The sequence below is a fragment of the Bacillus sp. MBGLi79 genome, from assembly GCF_002953915.1.
Genome location: NZ_CP026521.1, coordinates 46,241 through 56,915 on the forward strand (window position 1 = coordinate 46,241; position 10,675 = coordinate 56,915).

The following is a 10,675-nucleotide window of genomic DNA, read 5'->3' on the forward strand; positions in this document are numbered from 1 at the left end:
GGTTACGTCTTTTGTGCTAGAATGAGGGGAAATTAGGATGCTCCCCCTCAGTATGCTGAGGCAGGGTTTTGCTTAAGGGAGGATATAGAATAATGCTTGTGTTTGCAGGATTGGGCAATCCGGGTAAAACATATGAAAATACGAGACATAATGTAGGATTTATGACGATCGATGAGCTTTCAAAAGAGTGGAACATTCCGCTTGATAAAACAAAGTTCAACGGTCAATACGGAATCGGATTTGTTTCCGGCAAAAAGGTTCTACTTGTTAAGCCGCTTACATATATGAATTTATCGGGAGAATGTTTGAGGCCGCTTTTGGACTATTATGAGATCCCTGTTGACAATTTGAAAGTGATTTACGATGACTTGGATCTTCCGACCGGAAGAATCCGTCTGAGGACGAAAGGAAGCGCAGGAGGCCATAACGGCATCAAATCGATGATTCAGCATCTGGGAACAACTGAGTTTAACCGGATCAGAATCGGAATCGGCCGTCCGGTCAACGGCATGAAAATCGTCGATTATGTGCTTGGCGCTTTTACAGATGAAGAAGAGCCGGTGATACAAGAGGCCGTCAGACAATCGGCCAAGGCCTGTGAAGCTTCTCTGGAAAAACCTTTTTTAGAAGTCATGAATGAATTTAATGCTAAGGTATAAGGCAGAAGGGAACGGAACATACTAGTTTTAAAAAGACTCGGTATGGAGGTTCCTTTATGGCTTTACATTATTATTGCCGGCATTGCGGCGTTAAAGTCGGAAGTCTTGATCATTCTTATGTAAACAGTGAACAGTTAGGCTTTAACCACTTAACAAACGATGAAAGAAACGATATGATTTCTTATATGGATAATGGGGATTTACACGTGAAGACGATATGTGAAGATTGTCAAGAAGCGCTTGAGCGAAACCCGGATTATCACCAATATCATTCGTTTATTCAATAAATAGCTTTGGTGTAGAGACTAGACCAAAGCATTTTTCTATTTGAGGAAGAGAGGAGGGGCTCATTTGAACAATATTCAATCCTATATCACAAAAAGCGATGATTTTAAATCCATCGTCAACGGCTTGAACGAAGGGCTGAAGGAACAGCTGCTTGCGGGGCTCTCCGGATCTGCCCGGTCGTTATTTACAGCCGCTCTTACAAAAGAAACGAGACGGCCGGTATTTTTAATTACGCATAACCTTTATCAGGCTCAAAAAATTACAGATGACTTGACAGGGCTGATAAAAGATCAGCCTGTCCTATTATATCCTGTCAACGAATTGATTTCTTCTGAAATTGCGGTGGCAAGCCCTGAGCTGCGCTCGCAAAGGCTTGATGTCTTAAATCGGCTTGCAAGCGGTGAAACGCCTATCGTTATTGCTCCGGCAGCAGCCGTCAGAAGAATGCTGCCCCCTGTCGAAGTATGGCAAAACAGTCAGATTCGCATTGAGACGGGGCGCGACATCGACCCGGAACAGCTGCTTCAGAAGCTTGTTCAAATGGGGTATGAGCGTACGGATATGGTGGCGGCTCCAGGCGAATTCAGTATTCGCGGGGGGATTATCGATGTCTATTCATTGACCGAAGAAAACCCTGTCCGGATTGAATTGTTTGATACAGAAGTTGACTCGATTCGTATATTCAATACGGATGATCAGCGCTCACTGGAAACGCGCGATGAAGTAACGATCGGCCCTGCGAAGGAACTGATCGTGCGGGATGAAGATCGGCAAAGAGCGCTTGAACAAATCGATAAAGGTCTTGCCAACAGTCTTAAAAAGCTGAAGCTTGATAAACAAAAGGAAATTCTCGATCAAAATATAGCGGAAGATAAAGAGCGGCTCAAGGAAGGTCATATCGGCCAGGAAATGGTTAAATACCTTTCTTATTTCTATGAGAGGCCTGCTAGTTTACTAGATTATTTCCCGAAAAATACTTTGCTGATACTAGATGAGATCAGCCGTATTCATGAAATGGAAGACCAGCTTCAAAAGGAAGAGGCAGAATGGATTACGAGCCTGCTGGAAGAAGGGAAAATCCTTCATGATACAGCAATGTCATTTCCTTTTCACAGCCTCATTTCAAAACAGTCCCGCCCGATTTTGTATTACTCGCTGTTTTTAAGGCATGTGCAGCACACCAGTCCGCAAAACATCGTCAATGTTTCAAGCAAGCAAATGCAGAGCTTTCACGGACAAATGAATGTGCTCAAAAATGAGATTGAACGGTTTAAGAAATCGAAATATACAACGGTTTTTCTAGGGGACAGCAAAGAACGCGTCGAAAAACTTGCGTCTGTATTGTCCGATTATGAGATCGAAGCCGCCCAGGCCGACCAGGATGCAGCGCTTGCCCAAGGCCAGATTTACATTATGGAAGGCGGTCTTCAATCCGGCTTTGAACTTCCGATGATCAAGCTGGCCGTCATTACCGAAGAAGAACTGTTTAAAAAGCGTGTCAAAAAGCAGGCGCGCAAACAAAAACTGACCAATGCCGAACGGATCAAAAGCTACTCGGAGCTTCAGATCGGCGATTATGTCGTCCATGTGAACCACGGTATCGGAAAGTATTTAGGGATTGAAACGCTGGAGATCAACGGCATTCATAAGGATTACCTGAATATTCACTACCAGGGAAGCGACAAGCTTTACGTACCGGTTGACCAAATTGATCAGGTGCAAAAATACGTCGGTTCCGAAGGCAAAGAGCCGAAGCTTTATAAACTCGGGGGAAGCGAATGGAAACGGGTTAAGAAAAAGGTTGAAAGCTCTGTCCAGGATATCGCCGATGACTTGATCAAGCTTTATGCCGAAAGGGAAGCAAGCAAAGGTTACGCGTTTTCTCCCGACCATGAAATGCAGCGTGAGTTTGAAGCCGCATTTCCTTATCAGGAGACAGAGGACCAGCTGAGATCGATCCATGAGATTAAAAGAGACATGGAAAAAGAAAGACCGATGGATCGGCTCCTTTGCGGCGATGTGGGCTACGGCAAAACGGAAGTGGCGATCCGCGCCGCCTTTAAAGCGATTGCAGACGGAAAACAGGTCGCGATCCTCGTGCCGACTACGATCCTCGCACAGCAGCACTATGAAACGATATTGGAACGTTTCCAGGACTACCCGATTAATATCGGTTTGCTCAGCCGGTTCCGGACGAGAAAAGAAGCAAATGAAACGATCAAGGGCTTAAAAAACGGAACGATTGACATCGTAATCGGCACTCACAGGCTGTTGTCCAAGGATGTCGTGTACAAAGATCTTGGACTGCTTATCATCGATGAAGAACAAAGGTTTGGTGTCACGCACAAGGAAAAAATTAAACGCATTAAAGCGAATGTCGACGTTTTGACGTTAACGGCAACTCCGATACCTCGAACCCTTCATATGTCCATGCTCGGTGTCAGAGATTTGTCAGTCATTGAAACGCCTCCGGAAAACCGCTTCCCTGTACAGACGTACGTTGTCGAATACAACGGGGCCCTAGTCAGAGAAGCGATAGAACGCGAGCTGGCCAGGGGCGGTCAGGTTTACTTCTTGTACAACCGGGTGGAGGATATTGAAAGAAAAGCGGAAGAAATCTCGATGCTTGTGCCTGATGCCAAGGTGACGTATGCCCATGGGAAGATGACAGAAAACGAACTCGAATCGGTCATGCTGAATTTCTTAGAGGGAGAATCGGATGTGCTCGTCAGCACAACGATTATTGAAACGGGCGTTGATATTCCAAACGTCAATACCCTAATTGTATTTGACGCAGATAAGATGGGGCTTTCCCAGCTGTACCAGCTGAGGGGCCGTGTCGGGCGCTCAAACCGTGTAGCTTACGCTTACTTTACGTACCGGAAGGACAAAGTCCTTACGGAAGTGGCCGAAAAAAGGCTTCAGGCGATTAAAGAATTTACAGAACTCGGGTCAGGATTTAAAATCGCGATGCGCGATTTAACGATCCGCGGCGCCGGAAACCTTTTAGGTGCGCAGCAGCACGGGTTCATTGATTCTGTCGGTTTTGATTTATATTCGCAAATGCTCAAGGAAGCAATAGAAGCTCGCAAGGGAGATGTACCGCAAGCTGAAAAATTTGAACCGGAAATCGATTTGGAGCTTGACGCATATATTCCGCAGACTTATGTGACAGACGGCAAGCAAAAAATAGATATGTATAAACGGTTCAGAGCGATTTCAACCATTGAAGAAAAGAGCGAGCTTCAAGACGAGATGATCGACCGCTTCGGCGAATACCCGAAAGAAGTCGAATATTTATTCGCCATCGCAGAGGCGAAGGTATATGCCATCACCGAACGCGTCGAGCTGATCAAGCAGGATAAAGACGCCGTCAGACTGACGATTGACGAAAAAGCTAGTGCCGAAATAGACGGCCAAAAACTGTTTGAACTCGGCAGTAAGTACGGCAGACAGATCGGCCTCGGGATGGAAGGAAAGAAATTGAAAATTTCGATTCAAGTGAAAAACCGAAATCCGGAAGAGTGGCTGGAAACGCTTCTCGAAATATTGAAAGGCCTTCAAAACGTTAAAAAGCAAACGATCGCTTCATCATAAAAATTTGTTGTTTCTCGCGTATATTACATTTGATGTGAAGGATACTAAAACCAATCAAGAGTGGAGAGTGTTACATAAGTACACAGCTCTGTTTATATCCACCAGATATATCATCAAATGAAAGAGAGGCAGCAGAGATGAAAGCAACTGGTATCGTACGTCGAATTGATGATTTAGGCCGGGTCGTGATCCCGAAGGAAATCCGCAGAACTTTGCGCATTCGTGAAGGAGACCCTTTGGAAATATTTGTGGACCGGGATGGGGAGGTTATTTTAAAAAAATATTCTCCGATCAGCGAGCTCGGCGACTTTGCAAAGGAGTATGCTGATGCGCTTTATGACAGCATGGGCCATTCCGTGCTGATTTGCGACCGGGATGTGTATATCGCAGTATCCGGGGGGTCTAAAAAAGACTATTTAAACAAATCGATCAGCGACATGGTCGAAAAGGCGATGGATCAGCGAAATTCTGTTTTGGAAGGAGACGCCAAGACAATTCAGCTTATTGATGGTATTGACGAAGAGGTTGCTTCTTATACCGTCGGTCCGATTGTTGCAAACGGCGATCCGATCGGAGCGGTTGTCATTTTTTCGAAAGACCAGTCAATCGGAGAAGTGGAACATAAAGCGGTTGAAACCGCCGCTGGTTTTTTGGCCCGTCAAATGGAACAATAGGTCTCATTCCTTTTATTTTGACATTCCTGCTCGAACGAGCTGGAATGCCGAAAGCGTTTTTCTCAGCTTGAATCAGCATCAGCAGTTGGAACAGCACCTTTTGGGCTGTTCTTTTTTAGTTCACAGTTGCAGGCGGGGTATGAGTCTTGAATATGGTATAATAAGCACGTTTCGTGCGCTTTTTAGAAAGCTGAGAGAAAGCGCATTGGAAGGAGCTTAAAGGAATGGGGTTTTTAAAAGGCCAAAGACAATGGATTTGGCAAGGCGCCTTTGTTTTATCATTGGCGGGGATATTATCAAAGATATTAAGCGCTGTATATAGAGTGCCTTTTCAAAATATAGTTGGAGATGTCGGTTTTTATATTTTTCAGCAGGTGTATCCGATGATCGGAATATCTGTGATGCTTGCCACCTCCGGGTTCCCGGTCATCATTTCAAAGTTGTTGAATGATTACGGGACGGCAAACCGGGCAAAAATTCTCCGGGTGTCTATGTTTTTTTTGTCGGTCGTGGGCCTTGGCTTTTTTCTTCTCTTGTTTGCCGGAGCCGAAGCCATCGCAGGGTTTATGGGTGATCCCGCCCTTGCCGGGGTGATCCGCGCCGTGTCGTTTTCTTATTTGCTGCTGCCGCTCGTGTCTTTGCTTAGAGGCTATTTTCAAGGAGGCGAACGGATGCTTCCGACGGCACTTTCTCAAATTGGAGAGCAGACACTCCGGGTCGGGGCGATCCTCATTTTGACGTGGTGGCTCGTCAAAAACGGCTTTTCCTTATATGACGCCGGGGCAGGGGCTGCCTTTGGCTCCCTTGTCGGCGGCCTTGCGGCGTTTTTCATTCTCGCCGTGTTTTGGGCCAAGCGTGAAAAGCAACCCGCTGCCGCCGGGATAGAGGCCGGTACAGGCGATATTTTGAAACAGCTGTGTCTGTACTCGGTTACGATTTGCACGGCCGGCCTCATGCTGATTCTCATCCAGCTCGTCGACGCAATGAACTTGTATTCATTGCTGGCCGGACAAGGAATGGACGAACTTCAAGCGAAACATACAAAAGGGGTGTATGACAGAGGACAGCCGCTTTTGCAGCTTGGAACCGTTTTTGCTGCGAGCATTGCGACAGCTCTTGTCCCGTCCCTTACAAAAGCGAAGAAAAATGGAGAAACGGCGGTTCTGGAGGAAAAGATCCGTTATTCGCTAAAAATGAGCTTCGTCATCGGCACTGGAGCAGCCGCCGGTCTGATATGCATTTTGGAGCCGGTGAATGTCATGCTGTTTAAGAACAGCGATGGAACGGCTGCGCTGCAGATTTTCAGCGTGTCGATTCTGTTTGCATCGTTGGCGATCACGATGACTGCTGTTTTGCAAGGACTCGGCAATACATGTCTTCCAGCTGTTTCCGTCTGCTGCGGCTTTTTTGTGAAAGCCGTATTGAACGAGCTCCTGATCCCCGGTTTCGGCATTTCCGGCGCCGCTTTTGCGACTATGATGTCATTCGCTACTGTCGCTGGACTCAATTTTTTTCAGCTGAAAAGGAAAGGCTGGATCAAGCTGCCGGAATACAGGATAGCGGGAGTTTTGCTGTCGGCTGTGATCATGTCGGCCGCTCTGGCGGTGTGGCTTTTTGCTTTTGAAGCGGCCATACCTCATGAAAACAGATGGATCGCGACTGCGGAAAGTCTTAGCGCCGTATTCGTCGGCGGCATTGTCTTTTTGTCCGGTATCTTCACATTACGCGTGTTTTCAGAAAAAGAACTTGAGCTTGTACCTTTTGGCAGCAAGCTCCTGACAATAAAACGAGAAAGGGGCGGCAGACATGGCCGGTAAAATCACGGTAGTCGGCCTGGGGGCAGGCGATATGAATCAATTAACCCTCGGTGTATATAAACGGCTCACACAAGCGGAGGTTCTTTATGTCAGGACGAAAGACCATCCGTTAATAGAAGACCTGAAAAAAGAAATAGCTGAGATTCATTTTTTTGATGAGGTCTATGAAAAGCATGATCAATTCGAAGATGTTTACGAGGAGATCGTAGAGCGGCTGTTTGAGGAGGCGAAGCAGCGCGATGTGCTCTATGCCGTTCCGGGCCATCCGTTCGTCGCTGAAAAAACGGTTCAGCTTTTGCTTGAGAGGCGGGGCGCTCATCAGGCCGATGTCGTTGTCGAGGGAGGCCACAGCTTTATTGATGCGACATTAAATGCTTTGCAGATCGATCCGATTGACGGGTTTCAGTTTGTCGACGCCGTCCGGTTTTCCGCTGACGAAGTCGAGCTCCGTCATCATTTGATTATTTGCCAGGTATATGATCAAATGACGGCATCAGAGGTCAAACTGACGTTGATGGAAAAGCTCCCTGATGACTATGAAGTCGTCATTGTCACAGCGGCCGGAAGCAGTATGCAAGACATTCGGACAGTGCCTCTTTACGAATTGGACAGAAGTGTCGGTATCAATAATTTAACGAGCGTCTACGTTCCGCCGGTCAAAGACGAGGAGGTTCTGTACCAGGAATTTTCGATGTTCCGCAGCGTCATCAGGAAGCTGCGCGGACCGGACGGCTGCCCGTGGGATCGGAAACAAACCCATGAATCGCTCAAAAAATACTTAATTGAAGAATGCTATGAGGTGCTCGAGGCGATTGATGAAGAAGATCCCGACCACCTTGTTGAGGAGCTCGGCGATGTGATGCTCCAAGTTCTGCTGCATGCGCAGATCGGCGAGGATGACGGTCTTTTTACAATTGACGATGTGATTCGCGGCATTACGGCAAAAATGATCAGAAGGCATCCGCATGTCTTCGGAGAAGTATCTGTTCGTGATGAGGCCGACGTCATGGTAAACTGGGAAGAGATCAAGAAACAGGAGAAACAAGCGGACGATCCATCCCTTCTCGACGACATTCCAAAGCCGCTGCCTGCTTTGTCAAAAGCGAACAAGCTTCAGAAAAAGGCGGCAAAGACCGGATTCGACTGGTCGAATGTCCAGGATATTTGGGATAAAGTTCACGAGGAAATGAAAGAATTTTCTTCAGAAATTTCCGAAGCCGAACAGTCCAGCAAAAAAATGAAAGAAGAGTTCGGCGACCTTTTATTCGCTCTCGTCAACATCGGCCGGTTTTATAAAATTGAACCGGAAGAAGCCCTGGCGATGACAAATGCCAAGTTTTACAGAAGGTTCACACATATTGAACAATCTGCAAAGCGCATGGGCAAGGATCTGGAAATTATGACGCTTGAAGAAATGGACGAATTGTGGAATGAAGCGAAAGACATTGAAAGGAGCTGACAAGTGATGAGACTCGACAAATTTCTCAAAGTATCAAGGCTGATTAAAAGACGGACGCTTGCAAAAGAAGTGGCTGACCAGGGAAGAATTTCGATCAATGGCCAGCAGGCGAAAGCAAGCTCTGTTGTCAAAGCGGGAGACGAGCTTGCGGTGCGTTTTGGCCAAAAGCTTGTAACCGTCAAAGTCAATGAATTGAAGGATACGACAAAAAAAGAAGAAGCCGCTGATATGTATACCGTTCTCAAAGAAGAGAAGCTGGGAGGAGAATAGGCTTGTTCTAAAAAAATCCCCCGTCTCATACAATGCAGTATCGAATCTTTAGTATGAGGATATGGGGGATGAATCGATGAATGTATATTATGATCAGCACAACCCTTCCGGCGGGGCATCTGGTCCTGAACATAATGTGACGATGAAGGGCCGCAAGCTGCTGGATATATCCGGTGTCAAACAGGTCGAGAGCTTTGACAATGAGGAATTCTTACTTGAGACGGTCATGGGCATGCTGGCAGTCAGAGGCGAAAACCTGCAGATGAAGAATCTCGATGTGGAAAAAGGCGTTGTCTCCATCAAGGGAAGAGTGCTTGATCTCGTCTATTTGGATGAGCAGCAGGGGGAGAAAGCTAAAGGATTTTTTAGCAAGTTGTTTAAATGACGCTGACCACTCAGTTCTATACGATGCTGGCCATGGCCGGAATGGGGGCATGGCTTGGCGCTTCCCTTGACACCTACACCCGTTTCGTTGTCCGCTCGAAAACAGCAAGGTGGCTGTTGTTTCTCCATGACTTTTTGTTTTGGGTGGTACAAGGTCTCCTTTTTTTCTATGTTTTGCTGAGCGTGAATGAAGGGGAATTCCGAATTTATATCTTTCTGGCGGTCATGCTTGGATTTGCCGCTTATCAAAGCCTTTTTAAGCAGATCTATATCAAGCTTTTGGAATGGATGATTTCCTTTTTCATATTCATCTCCAGGCTGGTCTCAAAGATGATGCAGATGATGGTGTTTCGGCCTGTTGTATGGACGTTTCAAGCTATTTTTGCCATCATTCTCTTTACAATGAGAAATATCTATGTTCTTTTTCGTTTTTTTGCGGTATGTTTATATAAGATATTAAAATTTGCAGGATATCCGATTTATTTTATACTATATCAATGCTGCAGGCTTCTTCCCGCCCCGGTTCGGGGATTGTTGAGACGCTTTTTGCAAAAAGGAGCAGGATTTTTCGAAAAGGGGAAGAAACTATTCATAACAATTAAGGCAAAACTTTTAAAAAAATGAGGGGAGGCCGTCTGGAATGAATGATCCCATGAGACGCAACATATCGCAAATACAGAACGAATACAAAGAGCAGATGGAGCGAAAACAGCAGCAGCTGAAAAGAAAAAGACGCGGTCTATACAGACGGTTGATGGTTTTCGGCGCCGTTGTGCTGCTGTCGGCGATTGTGATTGTCAGTTCTCTTTGGTCGCAGACTTCGGATATCAGCGCGAAGCAAGAGAAGAAAGAAGACCTTTTGAAACAATTGGAACAACTGGAAGCAAAAAAATCGGATTTGAAAGATGAGATTGTGAAATTAAAGGATGAGGACTACGTTGCAGAGCTTGCCAGAAAGGATTATTACCTCTCAAAAGATGGCGAAATCATCTTCAAGTTTGAAGATAAGAGCAAGTAGCCTTGTTGACACTTATTTTTTTCTTTATGTATAATTAAACAAATGATCTTTTTTAAGTCTAAGGAGGAGCACTTTTTTTATGTCGATTGAAGTTGGCAGCAAGTTGCAAGGGAAAGTAACAGGTATTACAAATTTCGGAGCGTTTGTTGAACTGCCTGGAGGATCAACAGGTCTTGTTCATATTAGCGAAGTAGCCGATAACTACGTGAAGGACATTAATGATCATCTGAAGGTTGGTGATCAAGTAGAAGTTAAAGTCATCAATGTTGAGAAAGATGGGAAAATCGGCTTGTCGATCAAAAAGGCTGTAGACCGTCCTCAATCATCAAGACCTGCGAGACCTAAAAATGATTTCCGCTCTAAAGAAACGTTTGAACAGAAAATGAATAAGTTTTTAAAAGACAGTGAAGATCGCTTATCGTCTCTAAAACGCAACACGGAATCAAAACGTGGAGGGCGCGGAGCAAGAAGAGGTTAACTTGCTGCTTTCTATATATACGAAAGGCATT

The 10,675-nt window shown here is 45.8% G+C and carries 11 protein-coding genes; all 11 read left to right on the top strand.

What is annotated here, in order from left to right; genetic code table 11:
• Positions 1–92 precede the first annotated feature (92 nt).
• Positions 93–659 carry an aminoacyl-tRNA hydrolase gene (pth, locus tag C1T29_RS00305; RefSeq protein ID WP_020449811.1) on the top strand — a complete coding sequence of 189 codons (567 nt, stop codon included), beginning with the start codon at positions 93–95 and terminating at the stop codon, positions 657–659.
• Positions 660–715: 56 nt separating this feature from the next.
• Positions 716–946 carry an anti-sigma-F factor Fin gene (locus tag C1T29_RS00310; protein ID WP_003178210.1) on the top strand — a complete coding sequence of 77 codons (231 nt, stop codon included), beginning with the start codon at positions 716–718 and terminating at the stop codon, positions 944–946.
• Between the two features lie 64 nt (positions 947–1,010).
• Positions 1,011–4,544 carry a transcription-repair coupling factor gene (mfd, locus tag C1T29_RS00315; RefSeq protein ID WP_025809571.1) on the top strand — a complete coding sequence of 1,178 codons (3,534 nt, stop codon included), beginning with the start codon at positions 1,011–1,013 and terminating at the stop codon, positions 4,542–4,544.
• Positions 4,545–4,681: 137 nt separating this feature from the next.
• Entirely contained in the window at positions 4,682–5,218 is a 537-nt protein-coding gene (gene spoVT / locus C1T29_RS00320) for a stage V sporulation protein T (protein WP_020449813.1), read from the top strand.
• A 224-nt stretch (positions 5,219–5,442) separates the two neighbouring features.
• A complete protein-coding gene (locus tag C1T29_RS00325; RefSeq protein WP_103750524.1) occupies positions 5,443–7,035 on the top strand; it encodes a putative polysaccharide biosynthesis protein in 1,593 nt (530 codons plus the stop codon).
• The gene (mazG, locus tag C1T29_RS00330) at positions 7,025–8,494 is read left to right on the top strand and encodes a bifunctional methyltransferase/pyrophosphohydrolase YabN (RefSeq protein ID WP_103750523.1); all 1,470 of its coding nucleotides are present in this window, start codon (positions 7,025–7,027) and stop codon (positions 8,492–8,494) included. Before C1T29_RS00325 ends, mazG begins: the two co-directional genes overlap by 11 nt.
• A gap of 6 nt (positions 8,495–8,500) precedes the next feature.
• Positions 8,501–8,764 carry an RNA-binding S4 domain-containing protein gene (locus C1T29_RS00335; RefSeq protein ID WP_003178218.1) on the top strand — a complete coding sequence of 88 codons (264 nt, stop codon included), beginning with the start codon at positions 8,501–8,503 and terminating at the stop codon, positions 8,762–8,764.
• A 76-nt stretch (positions 8,765–8,840) separates the two neighbouring features.
• Positions 8,841–9,149, top strand: a complete 309-nt coding sequence (yabP, locus tag C1T29_RS00340; protein ID WP_011197470.1) for a sporulation protein YabP — start codon at positions 8,841–8,843, stop codon at positions 9,147–9,149.
• Entirely contained in the window at positions 9,146–9,772 is a 627-nt protein-coding gene (gene yabQ, locus C1T29_RS00345) for a spore cortex biosynthesis protein YabQ (RefSeq protein WP_020449817.1), read from the top strand. The genes yabP and yabQ overlap by 4 nt, the downstream gene beginning before the upstream one ends.
• Positions 9,773–9,788: 16 nt before the next feature.
• Positions 9,789–10,166: an FtsB family cell division protein gene (locus tag C1T29_RS00350; RefSeq protein ID WP_020449818.1), complete on the top strand. Its 378-nt coding sequence runs from the start codon at positions 9,789–9,791 to the stop codon at positions 10,164–10,166.
• Between the two features lie 79 nt (positions 10,167–10,245).
• On the top strand, positions 10,246–10,644 hold the full coding sequence (locus tag C1T29_RS00355) for a S1 domain-containing RNA-binding protein (RefSeq protein ID WP_003178226.1): 399 nt from the start codon (positions 10,246–10,248) through the stop codon (positions 10,642–10,644).
• Positions 10,645–10,675: the final 31 nt, after the last annotated feature.

What these genes read in the sequence shown, in the direction of transcription:
- yabQ (WP_020449817.1), top strand. Translation starts at nt 9,146, where the DNA reads ATGACGCTGACCACTCAGTTCTATACGATGCTGGCCATGGCCGGAATG.
- C1T29_RS00355 (WP_003178226.1), top strand. Translation starts at nt 10,246, where the DNA reads ATGTCGATTGAAGTTGGCAGCAAGTTGCAAGGGAAAGTAACAGGTATT.
- mazG (WP_103750523.1), top strand. Translation starts at nt 7,025, where the DNA reads ATGGCCGGTAAAATCACGGTAGTCGGCCTGGGGGCAGGCGATATGAAT.
- C1T29_RS00350 (WP_020449818.1), top strand. Translation starts at nt 9,789, where the DNA reads ATGAATGATCCCATGAGACGCAACATATCGCAAATACAGAACGAATAC.
- pth (WP_020449811.1), top strand. Translation starts at nt 93, where the DNA reads ATGCTTGTGTTTGCAGGATTGGGCAATCCGGGTAAAACATATGAAAAT.
- C1T29_RS00325 (WP_103750524.1), top strand. Translation starts at nt 5,443, where the DNA reads ATGGGGTTTTTAAAAGGCCAAAGACAATGGATTTGGCAAGGCGCCTTT.
- yabP (WP_011197470.1), top strand. Translation starts at nt 8,841, where the DNA reads ATGAATGTATATTATGATCAGCACAACCCTTCCGGCGGGGCATCTGGT.
- spoVT (WP_020449813.1), top strand. Translation starts at nt 4,682, where the DNA reads ATGAAAGCAACTGGTATCGTACGTCGAATTGATGATTTAGGCCGGGTC.
- C1T29_RS00335 (WP_003178218.1), top strand. Translation starts at nt 8,501, where the DNA reads ATGAGACTCGACAAATTTCTCAAAGTATCAAGGCTGATTAAAAGACGG.
- C1T29_RS00310 (WP_003178210.1), top strand. Translation starts at nt 716, where the DNA reads ATGGCTTTACATTATTATTGCCGGCATTGCGGCGTTAAAGTCGGAAGT.